The 17,629-nt window shown below is 35.4% G+C and carries 16 protein-coding genes; 7 read left to right on the top strand and 9 right to left on the bottom strand.

Translation table 11 applies throughout. The features are described from left to right. Positions 1-51: 51 nt before the first annotated feature. The 4 genes from ACKXGU_RS10485 to ACKXGU_RS10470 form a co-directional block, all read right to left on the bottom strand. On the bottom strand, positions 52-1,470 hold the full coding sequence (locus tag ACKXGU_RS10485) for a hypothetical protein (protein WP_463465270.1): 1,419 nt from the start codon (positions 1,468-1,470) through the stop codon (positions 52-54). After that, positions 1,470-2,342 (bottom strand): alpha/beta fold hydrolase, encoded by an 873-nt coding sequence (locus tag ACKXGU_RS10480; protein WP_463465269.1) that lies wholly within the window; start codon positions 2,340-2,342, stop codon positions 1,470-1,472. Before ACKXGU_RS10480 ends, ACKXGU_RS10485 begins: the two co-directional genes overlap by 1 nt. 79 nt (positions 2,343-2,421) lie before the next feature. Beyond that, the gene (locus ACKXGU_RS10475; RefSeq protein ID WP_463465268.1) at positions 2,422-3,936 is read right to left on the bottom strand and encodes a class I adenylate-forming enzyme family protein; all 1,515 of its coding nucleotides are present in this window, start codon (positions 3,934-3,936) and stop codon (positions 2,422-2,424) included. Further along, a complete protein-coding gene (locus tag ACKXGU_RS10470) occupies positions 3,905-5,416 on the bottom strand; it encodes a sodium:solute symporter family transporter (protein WP_463465267.1) in 1,512 nt (503 codons plus the stop codon). The genes ACKXGU_RS10475 and ACKXGU_RS10470 overlap by 32 nt, the downstream gene beginning before the upstream one ends. 371 nt (positions 5,417-5,787) lie before the next feature. On the opposite strand from ACKXGU_RS10470, the gene ACKXGU_RS10465 reads away from it, so the two are divergent. The 5 genes from ACKXGU_RS10465 (at position 5,788) to ACKXGU_RS10445 (ending at position 11,271) form a co-directional block, all read left to right on the top strand. Continuing rightward, positions 5,788-7,176, top strand: a complete 1,389-nt coding sequence (locus ACKXGU_RS10465) for a dipeptidase (RefSeq protein WP_463465266.1) — start codon at positions 5,788-5,790, stop codon at positions 7,174-7,176. 113 nt (positions 7,177-7,289) lie between these two features. Then, positions 7,290-7,655 carry a BlaI/MecI/CopY family transcriptional regulator gene (locus tag ACKXGU_RS10460; protein ID WP_463465265.1) on the top strand — a complete coding sequence of 122 codons (366 nt, stop codon included), beginning with the start codon at positions 7,290-7,292 and terminating at the stop codon, positions 7,653-7,655. 2 nt (positions 7,656-7,657) lie between these two features. Further along, the gene (locus ACKXGU_RS10455) at positions 7,658-9,595 is read left to right on the top strand and encodes a M56 family metallopeptidase (protein ID WP_463465264.1); all 1,938 of its coding nucleotides are present in this window, start codon (positions 7,658-7,660) and stop codon (positions 9,593-9,595) included. A gap of 107 nt (positions 9,596-9,702) precedes the next feature. Further along, positions 9,703-10,803 carry a DUF4407 domain-containing protein gene (locus ACKXGU_RS10450; protein WP_463465263.1) on the top strand — a complete coding sequence of 367 codons (1,101 nt, stop codon included), beginning with the start codon at positions 9,703-9,705 and terminating at the stop codon, positions 10,801-10,803. A gap of 45 nt (positions 10,804-10,848) precedes the next feature. Further along, positions 10,849-11,271: a YybH family protein gene (locus tag ACKXGU_RS10445; RefSeq protein WP_463465262.1), complete on the top strand. Its 423-nt coding sequence runs from the start codon at positions 10,849-10,851 to the stop codon at positions 11,269-11,271. On the opposite strand, the gene ACKXGU_RS10440 is transcribed toward ACKXGU_RS10445, so the two are convergent. The 5 genes from ACKXGU_RS10440 to ACKXGU_RS10420 form a co-directional block, all read right to left on the bottom strand. Then, positions 11,272-11,550: an STAS domain-containing protein gene (locus tag ACKXGU_RS10440; protein WP_103050984.1), complete on the bottom strand. Its 279-nt coding sequence runs from the start codon at positions 11,548-11,550 to the stop codon at positions 11,272-11,274. Positions 11,551-11,729: 179 nt separating this feature from the next. After that, positions 11,730-12,977, bottom strand: a complete 1,248-nt coding sequence (locus tag ACKXGU_RS10435; RefSeq protein WP_463465261.1) for an NAD(P)/FAD-dependent oxidoreductase — start codon at positions 12,975-12,977, stop codon at positions 11,730-11,732. A gap of 1 nt (position 12,978) precedes the next feature. Beyond that, on the bottom strand, positions 12,979-13,989 hold the full coding sequence (locus ACKXGU_RS10430; protein ID WP_463467427.1) for a 4-hydroxyproline epimerase: 1,011 nt from the start codon (positions 13,987-13,989) through the stop codon (positions 12,979-12,981). Then, positions 13,986-15,572, bottom strand: a complete 1,587-nt coding sequence (locus ACKXGU_RS10425; protein WP_463465260.1) for an aldehyde dehydrogenase (NADP(+)) — start codon at positions 15,570-15,572, stop codon at positions 13,986-13,988. Before ACKXGU_RS10425 ends, ACKXGU_RS10430 begins: the two co-directional genes overlap by 4 nt. Before the next feature lie 22 nt (positions 15,573-15,594). Beyond that, entirely contained in the window at positions 15,595-16,509 is a 915-nt protein-coding gene (locus tag ACKXGU_RS10420; protein WP_463465259.1) for a dihydrodipicolinate synthase family protein, read from the bottom strand. 131 nt (positions 16,510-16,640) lie between these two features. Between ACKXGU_RS10420 and ACKXGU_RS10415 the strand changes: the two genes are divergently transcribed. Continuing rightward, positions 16,641-17,492, top strand: a complete 852-nt coding sequence (locus tag ACKXGU_RS10415; protein WP_463465258.1) for an AraC family transcriptional regulator — start codon at positions 16,641-16,643, stop codon at positions 17,490-17,492. Next, positions 17,482-17,628, top strand: coding sequence for a hypothetical protein (locus ACKXGU_RS10410; protein ID WP_463465257.1), 147 nt, complete (start codon positions 17,482-17,484; stop codon positions 17,626-17,628). Before ACKXGU_RS10415 ends, ACKXGU_RS10410 begins: the two co-directional genes overlap by 11 nt. Position 17,629 lies beyond the last annotated feature (1 nt).

Raw genomic sequence — 17,629 nt, 5'->3', positions numbered from 1 at the left:
TATTAAAATAATCCCAAAAAGCTTCAATATAACTGATTTTACAACGAATTTTTACAGGTATGACTTTAGCTTTAAAAAAGCTTCGGGAAGGTTATTTGAAAGCGTATCTATGACTTGAACCAAGACCGTTTTTTGGCTTTTTGTAGGCTTAAGGCCTTCCATAGGTGCTTTGATATCTTCTAAAAGTTTTGAAGAATTTATCTGCCCTTCCATATATCTTGACAAGGAAATGGACCAAGAAATATTTGGTATATAGCTATGACCGGACTTATGTTCTTTCTCTTTGGAAGCAATGTCAAATTTTGAAGCCAGCTTGAGTAATTCGGAATATTTTTCTTGGGCAATCAGTACAATAAAATAGGATGTAAAGAAATGGTGCCAGCGATGCTTTAGCACTTCCTTTTTGTTCTGTTTTAAAAAGTTTGAAGCAACTTCTTCAGCCAAATTGTTTTGACCTAGTTGATTTAAAGCTCTTATTCTGTAGGAGCAAAACCCAATTTTTTGATGATAGTTATGAGATTCTTTATACAGTTGATGGTAAGTATCCAAAACTTTATTGGCTTCTTTTGGTTTTTTGTTTTTCAATAAAATTGCAACCAAATTGTTCACATACATCAAAGTATCATTATTATACTGTCTTATAGAAAGGTAGGCATAATATTCTGCTAAATCCAATTCATTTTCTTTGGAATGCATCAGCACTCGACTTGCATAATAGTTGGATAACAATCGTCTTGAATACATCTCACCTTTGCTGAAACACACATCAATCTCATCAAATAATAACTTTAACTTTGAGATCTCACTGTAATTGGTATACATAAACGCCAAAGTAATAAAGGCCATATACCTGTTTTTACCATCTACCTCTTCATCTTTAAAAACCTCCAAAAGCCAAGGTTCCCAATAGATAGTTTCGCTATCCTTTTGGGTATATTGGCTTGTTATTTCCGTTGTGGCATTATAAAGTTTTTGCTGAATTTCTTTTGACTTTTCGTAATCAACTAAATAGTTTTCCAAAAAATTGGCAACTATTTCATGGTCTTTGTAACGCAACCTGATGAGCAAATACGGTTTGTATTCCTGGGCCAGTTCATAAACGATTTGGAAATTGTATCCGACTTTTTTATAGTGTGATAAAAAATTGAGAAATTCTTTTTCTTCTGAAGAAACTATGGCATCCAAAAGGATTTTCTTGTTGAGATCCAAAATCCATTTTGCCGTTTCATCTACATCAACACTCTCCAGTTTTTTGGATATCCAATTTTTTACATAAGAATATTTTCGCTTATCAATACGGGTATCAAAATGATATTTAACATTGTTGGCTAATGCGCCATCCACCAATTGTTTTAAGATTTTGGTTTTTTCGTTATCAGTAAATTGATGCTGCGAAACTAAATATTTGGCTTCGTTTGGAAGAATTGTTTTACTAAACTCGGTGAATTTTTTGAGTTTAACTTTCAGCATTATTCTTTTTCTACAAATTCCTTGATTAGAGCGTTTACTTTGTCAGGCTGTTCAAATTGCAAGAAGTGTCCACTTTCATCAACAAAAACAAGAACGCTACTTTTTATATTTTCTTTAGCCTTATTTCCAACCTCGTCAACATTTAGCCCTGGATTAAAATATCGATTGGGAATTAGCATATCATTTTTGCCGTACAGTATCAATGTATTTTGAGATATGTTCTTTAAATCCTCAACAACAGTGTCATCCAACATTCCAGCTATACTCTTTGAAATCGCATGGCAATGTGCTTCAAAATCTGCCGCTTCCTTTATGGCTATTCTATCGGTTATCATGTCATTGACTTCTGCTGGCTGATTGTAAAAATTAAGTGCATAGCTGGTTTTAATCTGTTCGTTGGTCGTGTTCGCTACAAAATCTGGTGTGAACATCGTCTTCATAATATTGCCTTGTGCATCAGTAAATGTTTCGATTCCAGCAGGAGCAACCAAAATTAACTTTTCAATCTTTTCTGGCTTATTCACTGCTGTTTTTATAACAGCTTGCCCACCCATGGAATGCCCAATAAGTAAAACATTTTTTAATTGCAACTTATCAATAAAACCTGAAATAATATTTGAAAAATAGGTTGGGGTATAACTGGCTTCTTCAGGCTTCCCCGATTTTCCGTAACCTGGCAAATCCAATGCAACGCACTTAAAATCATTTTTTAAAATAGCCACATTTTTAGACCAAGCATCCAAATTACTGCTCAAACCGTGCACAAACAAAAGGGTTTTATCTCCTTTTCCTTCAGCAACATAAGCTATTTCTACACCATCTACTGTGGTATAGTGCGTTGGGAACTTGTATTTGGAAACTATGCTTTTCATTGTATTATCATTGGTTTGGGAGCATGCAACTATTGGCAATAAAACCAGTGTTAACAATAGGTGTTTCATTGCTGTAAATTTATGATTGAATTTTGGATTTGTATGCTTCATAATAGGCATTAAGTTTTTTTCTGGAAATTTTTCCGACACTGGTTAGTGGTATATCATCCAAAACAACAATATGTTTTGGTCTCTTAAACGATACTAAATTTTTATCCACAAAAACATTTATCTCATTAAGTGATTTTCCTTTTTTCAAAACCACAAAAGCTACGCCACATTGTCCCCAGACTGGATCATTAACACTTAATACAGCCGCCTTTACGACACTTTTGCACATTAAAAGTTTTGTAGTGATTTCCTGTGGATATACATTTTCCCCACCGGAAATATACATATCGTCTCGTCTACCTTTAAGAAACAAATAGCCTTCTTGATCCTTGAGAACCAAATCGCCCGTATGTAACCAACCATTTTTAATTTTGTTGTTGGTTTCGGTTGAATTGTTCCAATAGCCTGGAGTTACAATATCACCCTTTATACAGAACTCCCCTACCTCATTTACTCGAGCTTTACGCCCTTTAGATGTCACTATTTTTGTTTTTAAGTAAAAATTGGGTTTGCCAATGGATTCTGGTTTGGACATTGCTATGTTGTGATGCAAAGATGTGATGCTTGGCCCTGCTTCGGTCAAGCCATAACCTGGTCTAATGGCTATGCCCTTCTTTTCTTTCCAAAGTTTTAACAAACCAGGTGAAACCGTTTCACCTCCTGAAATAATGAAACGTAAGTTTTCTAAATTTACTTTTTTGAAAACTTCGGTTTTTTGCATCATCGCCAACATTGTGGGCAAAGCCATAAAGAGTGTTGTTCTGTTTAATTCCAAAAGGCACAATATACGTTCTGAATCAAATTTTTGAACCATACCAATATGTGCTCCCTTGTGTAACAATGGGGTTACAAATATATTCCAACCTGAAGTATGGTAAGGTGGCAACGTGTTTATTGTAGAGTCCCGAAATGTTATTCCTAATTGCATAGAGGTGTTTAGACTGTTCCAGAACATCATTTTATTGGTATAAATCACACCTTTGGGTCTTCCAGTAGTACCTGAAGTATAAAAAATAAAGATTGGATTTCGTTCTTTAATTTGAAATGTCCTGGGCTTAACACATATGTCATCCTGATAATAATACTTTATAAGGTCCAAATGGATGGTTTTTGGCAACGCAATTGAAAGTTCTTCCAACTTTTCCTTTTGGGTTTCGCTGTAAAGTAACAAGGCAGGATTACAATCCAAAAACAATGCTTCAAGGTCTTTTAAGGACAGTCTATAGTTCAATGGAACAATAATAATCCCACTGCGCTGGCAAGCAGAAAGCAGAACAATATAGTGCAGACTGTGTTCTGCTAAAACAGCAATTCTATCACCTTCTTGAAGACCAAAACTTTCAAGTTTTTCAACCAGTCTATTGGCATAAATATGGAGCTGGTTGTATGTATATTTTTCTTCTGTATCAAAAGATGTTACGGCTACTTTTTCAGGTGTGTAATCTGCCCATTTAGCTATCCAATCCAACGTGTCTGTGGTCATCTTTTTTCTTATTAAAATAGTACAACAAATAGCCTACTACCACCGAACTTACAATGGCTATGGCAGCTGGAATTCCAGGATTATTCACAGGTTCCTGCATGTAGGGTGTGAGCCTTCCGTAATAAATTCCAAAATGAACCACCAGAGCTACTATACTCGCCGTAAATACTGCTTTAAGTGGTACATTTTTTAGGAACATACCAAAAAGTACTGGCACGAAAGCTGCTGCAAAATAGGCATAAACCCCATTTTGGGCAAAAATAGCAACACTCACATCAGGGCTTACTATCTGATTCCAACTCAATATAAAACTTACTATTGCCAAAATAACAATTACACCTTTATTTACCAACACCGAATGTCGAGAAACACGTTCCTTAAAAATAGGTTGTAATATGTCTTGCGTAATTGTAATTGACAACGACTGAATTAAGCTTTCTAAGGTTGATAATCCTGCCGATATAAGCCCAACAACAATAAACATCCCAAGTCCAACAGAAAATTTCACCACGACATAGGTCGGAATTATTTCATCCATTTTTAAAGCTGTTCCATCTATAGCTAAATCAGGAAAAGTCAATCTTGCATACAAGCCAACAATTACCACTAAAAAGAAAACAATCATAAACATGATACCGCTAAACAGGTATTTATTTATTTTTTTGGAGTCCTTAAGAAGTAATGATTTGGTTATGATATGTGGTTGACAAACAATCGCAACACCTATGATGACCTGTGCGACGATAATTTCAAAATAATCCCTAAATAGGAAGCTGTTTTTGTTTGTGGGTTTGGTCAAGTTTTCATCAATAGCTCCCAACTTTTCAAAAAAACCAGTTACCCCATTTTCAAAAAACTCATAACCAGAACCAATCAATATCAACGCCACAAAGAACATAATTATGGCTTGAATGGTATTGGTATAAACCATAGAATTGGCTCCTCCAAACATCATATAGCCAAATACGAATGCTGTTATTCCCAAGATAACGTAAAACGGTTCCGCATTTAATGACTTTGAGATAACCTGCGTTAATCCCACATTAATAAGCACAATAAAAGTTATTAAAAGCAAGGCCAAAATCGCCATAAAAAAAGCATACGATCTACTATTATACCGCTGCCCCATCCATTGCGCCATAGTGGTCGCCTTTACACTATGTCCATATTTTGCAAAACCTTTAGTAAGAACAATTAAAGATACAAAGGCTGCAAGCGGCAAAACAATACCAAAGGATAATACACCTGTAACTCCATAAAGCGCAATAAAACCTGGGTTAATTATAAATGTTGCAGCACTGGTCATAGAAGCCGCTAGAGAAAGTCCAACGACCCAAGACGGAAACTTGATGTTCCCAACCGCAAAATCAGAAATATTCCTGGTCTTTAATGCTCCCCTTATTACAAAAAACAAAATTATAGCAGCATAAACCACCAATAAAATTGCCATAAAAGTCACCCATTTTTCTGATGCCTGCATTGTTTAAGTCTTATGTAAAAACAAATAAACTTTTTAAAAATCCAATATAATTACAGAAAACAAAAATAATCCATGTGACTTTTATATAAAAATGTTTATTTTAAATTTATTTAATTGTTATTCAGTTATTTAAATGTTAAGGACTTTTATGTAAATTTTATAATATTGGAAAATCCAATAAGGAAAATTGAACACTGATATCCAGCTTGTTTGATAAATTAATTTCAGCAATTCAAATATAGCTTGCATCATATCAAAAGTATCATTGATGTCAAGGTAAAAACGACTGAATTGATTTAAATATTCAAATGCATCTATTGGGAGAAAGTTATTACTCTTTTGTACTTTTGGAAAAATCGAAAAAACTTACCATGAATAATATAAAAGATTACGTTCAAGCAAACAAAGACCGCTTTTTAAACGAACTTATTGAACTACTTAAAATTCCTTCTGTTAGTGCCGATTCAGCTTTCAAACAGGATGTTTTAAAAACCGCTGATGCTGTGAAAGTAGGCCTTGAAAAAGCAGGTTGTGATAAAGTAGAAATTTGTGAAACAGATGGCTACCCCATTGTTTATGGTGAGAAAATAATAGACGAGAAACTTCCAACCGTTTTGGTTTATGGTCACTACGATGTACAACCGGCAGACCCAATCGAACTTTGGGATTCACCACCTTATGAACCTGTTATTAAAAAAACCGCACTGCACCCTGAAGGCGCTATTTATGCTCGTGGAGCATGTGACGATAAAGGGCAAATGTATATGCATGTTAAAGCTCTGGAATTTATGACCTCAACCAATCAATTACCGTGTAATGTGAAATTCATGATTGAAGGTGAAGAGGAAGTCGGCAGCGTTAACTTATCGACTTTTGTGAAAAATAATCACGAGAAACTAAAAAATGACGTCATTCTGATTTCAGATACGGGTATGATTGCCAAAGACGTGCCAAGCATCACAACAGGATTGCGCGGTCTAAGCTATGTGGAAGTTGAAGTTACCGGTCCTAATCGTGATTTACATTCTGGGTTGTATGGTGGTGCTGTAGCTAATCCAATTAATGTATTGACAAAAATGATTGCCTCACTTCATGACGAAAATAATCATATCACCATTCCAGGGTTTTATGATAAAGTAGAAGAACTGTCTCAAGAAGAACGCGCTGAAATGGCGAAGGCGCCATTTTCTCTGGAAGACTACCAAAAGGCTCTTGATATTGATGCCGTATATGGTGAAAAAGGCTATACAACCAACGAACGAAATTCCATAAGACCAACTTTAGACGTTAATGGAATTTGGGGAGGCTACATTGGCGAGGGTGCCAAAACGGTTATTGCCAGTAAAGCCTTTGCTAAAATTTCTATGCGATTAGTTCCTCATCAAGATTGGAAAGACATTACAGAACTATTTAAAACCCATTTTGAAAGTATCGCTCCAAAGGGTGTTACCGTTAAAGTAATGCCACATCACGGCGGACAAGGTTATGTCACTCCTATTGATAGTATTGGCTATCAAGCAGCCAGCAAAGCTTATGAAGAATCGTTTGGAAAGAAACCCATTCCGCAGCGTAGTGGTGGCAGTATTCCTATTGTCGCACTTTTTGAACAGGAATTAAAAAGTAAAACCATTTTAATGGGGTTCGGACTGGATAGTGATGCCATTCATTCACCCAACGAACACTATGGCATTTGGAATTACTTTAAAGGCATTGAAACGATTCCATTGTTCTACAAATATTTTACTGAACTTTCTAAATAGAATACGATCCGCTCAACAAGAGCGGATTTTTTTGTGTTTTTTTTAACCTCTACATTTGTAGAATACATTTTTTTATTCTATGTTTGTAGAACATATTCTAAATTTGTAGAAAAATGCAATTATCAAAATCAGAAGAAGAGTTAATGAATTACCTGTGGAAACTGGAAAAGGCCTTTATGAAAGATTTATTGGATGCCTACCCAGAACCCAAACCAGCTCCCACAACAGTTGCCACACTTTTAAAGCGCATGGCAGATAAAGGGTTTGTTGCTTACACAACCTTTGGAAAATCACGTGAATACTATCCATTGGTTAAAAAGAAAACCTATTTCTCAAAACATGTCAATGGACTGATCAAAGATTTTTTTAATGACAGTGCCTCGCAATTTGCATCATTTTTCACTAAAGAAACCCATTTGTCTAAAACCGAATTGGAAGAGTTAAAAAAACTGATTGATAACGAAATCAAAAACAGATAACTATGATACTTTATATTGTAAAATTCAGTGCCTGTCTGGCTGTTTTTATGCTGTTCTACAAGTTGTTTATGGAAAAGGAGAGCTTCCATAAATTCAAACGTGGTTATTTGTTGGGAACTTTAATTGTATCTGTCATTATTCCGCTGATAACATTCACAACTTATGTTGAAGTGGCTCCAATGGCATTACCTACATATGATTCTGAAATAGGAACACCGACTATTGTACCTGAACAAATGTTTGAAGAATCCACAAATTATTTACCTTTTATTTTATGGAGTTTATATGTCTTTGGTGTTGTCATTTTTTTGATTCGCTTTGGAAGAAATCTATTTAAAATCATTAATCGTATTAAGCACAACCCAAAATTCAAAAACCATTCAGTTATTTATGTATTATTAAACGACTTGGTGCATCCACACACCTTTTTAAACTATATTTTCTTTAATAAAACCAAATACGAAGCACAGGAAATTCCGAAGGAAGTCTTATTGCATGAGGAAATCCACGCTAGGCAAAAACATGCTTTAGATATTTTGTTTATTGAGGTTTTTCAAATTGTGTTTTGGTTTAATCCGCTACTCTATTTGATTAAAAAAGACATCAAACTCAACCATGAATTTTTAGCTGACCAAGCCGTTATAAACCATGGCTTTGAACTTAAAAATTATCAAAATACTTTATTGGCATTCTCATCAAATGCCCAAGAACCACAATTGGCAAATGCCATTAATTATTCATCTATCAAAAAACGTTTTACAGTTATGAAAACACACACATCAAAACACATTATTTGGGTTAGGAGTTTAATCTTACTGCCCTTACTCGCACTATTAATTTATAGTTTTAGCACCAACAAGATTGTTGAAAAACCCCTAGGTTCTAAATCTTTAGAATCAAGCCATACAGCCAGAAGTATTGATATTGATGTTCTTGAAAATGGAACATATAAAATAGATGGCAACAGTGCCACTAAAGCAACTTTTGTATCCGTCTTAAACCACATGCATCAAGATATTACACCTGAAATACGCAATCGCATAATAAATGTTCACGTTAACAATAGTAAACCCGTTTCAGATGAAGAAGTTTGGTTTATATACAACACCTTCATTAAATATGGCTTTCATCGAATTGTGACTTATAATCAGGAAATCATCCGCGAAAAAGGGAATACACCTTTTGCAATTGAAAAGAAAACTGAACAACAAAAAGGCGCCTCAAAAGAACAAATGGCGGAGTATAACAAATTAGCCAAATACTATAACTCTCAAAAAGGTGACAGCTATACCATAAAACTTTCTGACATGAAGCGTATTAAATATTTATATGATTTAATGACAGAAGAACAACAAAAATCCGCAGAACCATTTCCTAACTTCCCACCTCCACCTCCACCAGCACCTGCACCAGAAACAATTAGTAAGAAAGAAAAAGCGGAATATGATGCCATGGCAAAAAAAGCCAAAGCCGGTAAAGCTTATACTTACAAATACACTGATGAATATGGAAAAGCCGTAAAAGTTCAGGTTTCCGAAAGAGACACAAAAATACTTCCACCACCCCCTCCTCCTGTTCCAGCAAATGCAACACAAGAACAAAAAAAGCAATATAAAAAAGCGCATGAGGAATACTATAAAAAGTATAAAGTTGAAAATGGTAAAGTAAGTAAGCGAGAGCCATTACCGCCTGCTCCGCCAAAATCAGAAATCATTGAGGTGCCGCCGCCACCTCCTCCACCAAAATCACCATTGGATCATGTAATTGATATGGCAAAAAAAGGTGCCACGTTTTATTATGAAGGCAAACAAATAAGTTCCGATAAGGCTATTGAAATATTAAAAACCGATAAAAGCATGAATATTTCTTCCAAAAATTCGGACTCTAAAAATCCAAAAGTCTATTTATCAAAAGAGCCCATTAAAATCAAGAACAAATAATTTATCAAACACATTAAAATGTTAAAGCCTCGAAATATCGAGGCTTTTTTGTAACATTTATATAACTTTTACGTTCTAATATTTCATCAATCAAAACTTCATCAATCATGTTAAAGCAATTTTTTATCATTTGTTCAGGATCTGATACCGATATTTTGGACAATTGTTCCATTGGCGAACAAAACAAATATGCAGGTATTGGCGCTACCGTTTTCTTTACAGCCGTTATGGCTTTTATAGCTGCCAGTTATGCCCTTTTCACCGTTTTTGACAATTATATTACAGCTATTGCATTCGGGTTAGTTTGGGGCTTGCTCATTTTTAATTTAGACCGATTTATTGTTTCAACCATTAAAAAGCGAAATAATGTCCTTGATGAGCTAATTCAGGCTTCACCACGAATTATTTTAGCCATTATTATTGCCGTGGTTATTTCAAAACCTTTAGAACTCAAAATATTTGAAAAGGAAATCAATCAGGTGTTACTTACCGAAAAAAACCAATTGACACTGGACAACAAAACCGAATTGGCAAAACAATTCGATCCTGGAGTAGCTGCTTTAGAAAGTAATATTCAATCCTTACAACAACAAATTGACACGAAAGAAGCTGAAGTCAATGCCCTTTATGACACCTATATTTCGGAAGCTGAGGGTACAGCAGGAACAAAGTTGCTTGGAAAAGGACCTGTTTATAAAGAAAAGCGTGAAAAACATGATGCAGCTTTAGCTGAACTCAATCAGCTTAAAGAATTCAATAAAGCTAAAATTCAGCAGGCTGAAACCCAAATTGCTCAATTGCAAACAGATTACAATACACAAGTTACAAATACCCAGCCTATCATTGATGGTTTTGATGGTTTAATGGCTCGAGTCAATGCTTTGGGTAAACTACCGTGGTTACCATCGTTTTTTATTTTTCTGTTGTTTCTAGCTATTGAAACCTCTCCTATTTTTGCCAAATTGTTATCACCGAAAGGCGAATATGATTACAAATTGGAAGATGCCGAAACAGCTGTAAAAACTTGGGTTGAGCAAAAGGTTAATGAGCGTGAGATTCTTCTAAAAACGGACATGGCCATCAATAACAAAATCTATAATGATATTGCTGAAGAAGATGAGTTATACACTTACAAGCGAAAAAAAGCGCGGGAACTTATGCAGTTGCAGGCTGATGCCTTTTTTAAACACCAAAAGAATGCACTTTGATAATTAGTTAGTATTTTTAGGGAAAACAATTCAACTCGTTTTCTTATGAAATCACTACTAGTCATTTTATCATTATTTTTTTCAACTATTGTATTTTCACAATCTGCTGATGAAATTGCCATTAGGAAAGTCATGCAAGATCAGCAAGATGCATGGAACAATTATGATATTGAAGGCTTTATGCAAGGCTATTGGAAATCGGATTCCTTACAATTTTATAGTCGTGGATATATAACCAAAGGTTGGCAACAGACTTTGGACAATTATAAAAAAAACTACACATCCAAGGACCAAACTGGTGAATTAACCTTTAAGCTTAATGCGATATCTCCTATAGAAGCGGGATCATATTACATCATGGGTGAATATCACCTCAAACGAACAGTTGGAGACGCACAAGGCGAGTTTATCATCATCTTTAAGAAAATAGATGGTCAGTGGAAAATTATCGCCGACATGTCAACCTAATTAGGCTGCGTCATTCGTTTTAAAATGGTTATAAAGATCTTTACATCCAGAACCTATTATGGATAATTGCTTGTGTTTTGATAACGACTCATTATGCAATTTAGCCAAAGCCATCACGCCATACTTATCAATACTTTCTAGTCCTTCCAGACTAATTGTAATAGATTGTAATTTTTCAAAAGCCTCATTAATTTCATTTTGAAATTTTTGAACGGAATGCTTATCCAATATTCCCTTGACATCAAAAAAGTTATTGTAGTGTGTAATTTTCAGGTTCATAAACACATGGTTTAAACGTTAATCAATAAAAAATGTGCTAATAATCAGTGAGGGAATGGTATAAATATACCATTGAAAATGAATTTATTACCAACTAATCGGTGTATAGTAAAAGTATTAGATAATTGAAAAAAATGTGTTTAAAAAATCGACAAAAAACAATTTGAAAAAAATTAATTTTAAAATTTACGATCTGGATGAAAGTGTTCCAAATCCATAGATGTCTTTTTATCAGATATAATTTCTGAAACCAAAGCTCCTGTTGCCGTTGCCATACTCCAACCCATCATAGCATGACCTGTTGCAATAGTTAGGTTGTTACATTTTGAAGATTTCCCGATATAGGGTAAGCCATCAGGTGATACTGGTCGTAAACCTGAAGCTGCCTCGCTTTTTTCCTGATTAGAAATTTGAATATCTGGATAATATTTCGTCACTGCATTTGCTATGGCATCAACTCTAACTGGATTGATATTGTTATTAATTCCTGCTATTTCCATGGTCCCTGCAAATCGCGTAAAACCATTCATTGGGGTGACAGCTACTTTGGCCTCCGCTAAAATAGCCGGTCTTGTAATGTGTGTTGGTTTATACGTATTAATACGATAGCCTTTTCCTGCCTGCAATAATAGATTTAAATTGAACTTCTTGCTCAAAATAGGACTCCATGAACCAGCTGCCAAGACGAACTCATCTGCTTTTAATTCTTGCTTTTCAGTAACAACAGACTTGATGGTTTGATTATTCACAGTAAGGTCAATCACCTTTTCATTTTGCAGTATAGACACATCATGACTTCTTAACCAAGATTTCATGTTATCCATAAGCTCTTGAGGTGTGGAGTGGGAATCACAATTATACAATACCGCACCATAGGTACTAATATTGACATCAGGTTCCAGATTTCGTAATTCAGTTTGATTAATTTCAAAAGCATCTAAGCCTTCTGATTGAGCTATGTTAGCAGTTTTGATTTCCGCTTCCAACATCTTTTCTGTCTGGCACAACATCAATAACCCCTTTTTTTCAATATGAAAATTAAAACCCTCTTGTTGTTTAATTTCATCATAAAGTTCTTGAGACCATAAGGTTATTTTTTTTATGGTTGGAATGGACTTTTTTACATGGTTAAAATTACATGACTTATTGAATGCCCTAACCCATTGTAAAAAATCTTTGTCCAATCTAGGTTTTATATAAAGGGGGCTTGCGGGATTAAACATCCACTTCAATCCTTTTTTCATAACACCTGGTGCAGAAAGCGGAATGATGTGACTTGGTGACAAATATCCTGCATTGACATAGGAAGCTCCCGAATCCATATTGGATTGATCAATTACCGTAACATCATGACCTGCTTTTTTTAAATAATAAGCAGCACATAGCCCTATAACACCTCCGCCTATAACAATGACTTTCTTTCCCATATTAAATAACTTGAAACCCTAAAGCATAGGGATCATTTTCTGTATCAATGGTTATCGTATTATGTCCAAAAACCTTTGCCCAACCTTTTATACTCGGAATGATGGCCTTTTTTCCAGCAATTTGTGTTTCTGCTTCCACTCTTCCAATAAACTTACTACCAATGAAGCTTTCATGTATAAAATCCTCACCCAATTTTAATTTCCCTTTGGCATATAATTGAGCCATTCGTGCTGATGTGCCAGTTCCACAAGGACTTCTATCTATGGCTTTATCACCATAAAAAACCGCATTTCTACCTGATGACCTTGGATCAATCGGATTTCCTGTCCACAAAATATGCGAAACATCCTTAATGGTATCATTCTCTGGGTGAACAAATCTATTCGGAAACGTATTGTTGATTAATTGTCTCAATGTTTGTGAAAATCGAACAATCTCGGAAGCAGAATAATTATGAACGCCTGAAAAGTTTTCTTGAGGATCAATAATGGCATAAAAATTACCACCATAAGCCACATCAAAAACTAACTCTCCCAAATCTGGTGATTGAATGGAAAGGTTTTCGGCAGCCAAATAACTTTTAACATTAGTCAGTTTTACCCATTCCACTTTACCAAGGGTTTCTTGGTATTCAATTTCTACCAAACCAGCAGGAGCTTCCATTTTGATTTTCCCTGGCACTCTAGGTTTCACCAACCCTTCTTCAATAGCCACTGTAATGGTGCCAATGGTTCCATGACCACACATAGGTAAACAGCCAGATGTTTCAACGAATAAAATAGCAAAGTCATTTTCAGGATCATGTGGCGGAAATAGCATACTACCACTCATCATATCGTGTCCACGAGGCTCAAACATTAATCCCTTTCTTATCCAATCATATTCCTTGAGAAAGTGTTGGCGCTTTTCACTCATGTTATGTCCAATAAGGTTCGGAATCCCTTCTGTGATTACCCTTACTGGGTTTCCGCAGGTATGCGCATCTATACAGACAAAAGTCCCTTTCATTATGTAATACGATCTCTAGTTTGTGTATTGTTTACCAATCTCAAAATCCCCAAAGGATTTTCATTTTTTAGTTCTACAGGTAATAAATTATTTGGCCAATCCTGATAACTAAATGGTCTTACCCAGCGTTTAATGGAATGTATTCCAACTGCTGTAAACCGACTATCGGTTGATGCAGGGTATGGCCCACCATGGGTCATGGACGGACAAACCTCAACACCTGTTGGAACGCCATTATAAATCAATCTTCCTACACGATTTTGTAAAGCCGATACAATATCAGAATATTTTGTTGCCTCATCATTTTCAGCGATGATTGTCCCAGTTAACTGCCCTTCCAAGTTAGAAATAATTTGATATAATTGATCCGTGTCATCACATTGAACCACCATAGAATACGGCCCAAAAACCTCCTGATGTAATGTTGAGTTGTTTAAAAACGTTTCCCCTTCTACAGTCGTGACTGTTTGTCTAGCGTAATTTGTTTTGATGTCAGACCCATAATTTGCCGCGATCGATAAATTTTGCTGTGCAATGGCTTTTTCTTTCTTGCTCTCATAGGCACCAATGATATTAGGATGTAACATGCAAGTCGGTTCAATTTTGACGATTTCATCAGATAAATTCTGAACAAAATTGGATAGTTCCTTACTTTTAATCCCTAATATCAATCCGGGATTTGTACAAAACTGACCTGTTCCTAAAGTAATGGAATGAGCATATGTATTTGCTATGGATTGATTCCTCTTTTTTAAAGCTTCGGGCAAAATAACTACAGGATTGATACTGCCCATTTCAGCAAAAACGGGAATGGGTTCATCACGTTGAGCTGCTAAATTATACAAGGCTCTCCCTCCAGCAATGCTACCCGTAAAACCAACCGCTTTAACATCTGGATGCTTTACTAACTGCTCACCAACGGCAATACCGCTGCTGTTGAAATTAGAAAATACGCCGTTAGGCATGCTGGTTTGTTTTACTGCATCGATAACGGCTTTAGCTATTAATTCACCCGTTCCTGCATGCATATGATGCGACTTGACAAGAACTGGACAACCTGCAGCTAATGCTGCAGCTGTATCACCTCCTGCTGTAGAATACGCCAGAGGAAAATTGCTGGCACCAAAAACCACAACAGGACCCAATGGAATGGACATTTTTCGCAAATCGGGTTTTGGCGCTGGTTCACGATTAGGAATAGCCATGTCAATAGATGCTTCTACCCAGGAGCCTTCTTTCACCAAATCAGCAAACATGCGCAATTGACCTACAGTTCTACCACGCTCTCCTTTAGCGCGACCTTCAGGCAATCCAGATTCCGAACAATAGGTTTCTATTAACAAATCATCCAAATCCATAATATTATCAGCAATAGCATTTAAAAACACGGCCTTTTTTTCTCCCGAAACCTTACGATAAGATTTAAATGCTTCTGAAGCCAAACGCACACCTTCATCAATTTCCTTGGATGTCACTTCAGTAAAAACAAAATCATTTTCTGCATTGGCTTGTGGATTGAATGTTTTGAAAGTTTTGCTTCCCTTTGCAGATTGTTTATTACCTATGTAGTTTTTTCCAGTAATCATTATTTAGTTATCAATATTGTTATTATAGATTTTTGTAATCTGGTAAATTAGGCCTGTTTTTTAAACTTCCTTCAATAATACTTACAACGTGATTTCTTTCTTGTCCAGATAATGGCAACCGTGGCGCTCTAACATATTCGGTTCCAATACCTGTGTAAGATTCAGCCAGTTTGATATTTTGCACTAATTTAGGGTTTATATCCAATTCTAGCAATGGTAAAAACCAGCGATAAATTTCTAAAGCTTCTTGAATTCTTCCCGCTTTTTGAAGTTCATAAATTGCGACAGTTTCATTTGGAAACGCACAAACTAAACCTGCTATCCATCCGTCAGCTCCCATAAATAAGCTCTCAAGACCCAATGTATCTACACCCGTCATGATTTTTAATCGGTCTCCAAATCGATTTTTGATACGCGTCACATTTGAAATATCTCTTGTGGAGTCCTTAACAGCCTCAATATTTTCACATTTCAAGAGTCTTTCAAACATATCTAAAGTCACCTCAACTTTATAATCAATTGGATTATTATAAACCATAATTGGCAAGGACGTGCTATTGGCAACTGCTTCAAAATAGGCTATGGTTTCCAAATTTCCAGACTTATAGCGCATGGGTGGTAACATCATCAAACCATGGGCGCCGTCAACTTCGGCTTTTTCAGCTGCGTCAATGGCCTGTTTCGTTGATTGTTCTGCAATATTAACTAAAATAGGCACCCTATTTTTGACTAATGACACTGTAAATTGCGTCAATTCGCTTTTTTCCTCTTCTAATAAGGTACTGGCTTCACCAAGCGTTCCTCCTAAAACAATACCATGAACTCCTGCGTTGAGTTGTGCTTGGATATTCGTTTCAAACATGTTAAGATCCAGTTTGTCATCTTTAGTAAACTTTGTTGTAATAGCAGGCATAACGCCTTTCCATTGAAAATTCATAATCCTAATTTTTGATAAGCCTAAAATTAGTTCAGAAATCTGTTTTTTGATAGTGGGTAGTTATCCATTATTAATACTATATTATCCAGTAATTAAATATTTATTTTTATTTTAGATAGTATAGAATAATTATGAAAGTCCTTCCGTTTAAAATTCCAAAACCAGATACCCGTGCATTTGTATTTCAAATAGACCACGACATATCCTTTTATGACAAACTACATCAACATGAGGACATTCAGATTAGTTTTGTTGTTGCTGGTGAAGGGGCTTTGATTATTGGAGATACTATAAACCATTTTGAAAGCGGTGACATTATAATTATTGATGGGAATTTACCTCATGTATTTAACAGTGAGCCTTCAGAAAAACACTCGAAAATGTTGTCATTATTTTTCACTAAAGAGGCCTTTGGGAAAGCCTTTTTTGAGCTTCCTGAACTATCTGAAACAAAAGCATTTTTCGAGCGTTGCAAGTATGGTTTCAAGGTGATTAGCAACGTAAAACCCATTCAAGAACAATTCTTAAAACTGGAGCATGCATCCAAGATTGATCAATTTATTATACTTCTGGAAATACTAAAGCTGACCTCTTCAGCTTCCTACAAGACCCTATCTTCATTTATTAACGAAAAGACCTATACGGACAATGAGGGTAAACGCATGCGTGATGTTTTTGAGTATACTATGAATAACTATCAAAATAATGTTAGTTTGAGCCATATTTCAGAAATAGCCAACATGACCAAAAATGCCTTTTGCAAATATTTTAAAAAGCGCACGAATAAAACTTATTTTCAGTTTTTGAATGAATTACGCATTGAGCAAGCCACCAAACTTTTACGAACCCATTCAGATTTATCCATTACAGACATTGCCGAATTATGCGGCTTTAATAACATATCTCATTTTAATAGGCAATTTAAAGCCATTAAGAAAACAATTCCCTCAAAAATCAAAAAGATGCAATCATATGTCAACTAAAACTCAAACTATTCTGATGATACTGGCCGCAGCCATCACCATTTATGGATTAATAACTGGTAGGTTTTTATTTTTATTGATTATGATTCCTTTTGGGTTTTCGTTTTTAAAGCAGAAAAATGACAAAAACAAGTAAT

Source organism: Hanstruepera sp. CR43, from assembly GCF_055227665.1.
Note: the sequence above shows the minus strand (reverse complement) of the source record. Positions and strands in the feature narration are given on the sequence as shown.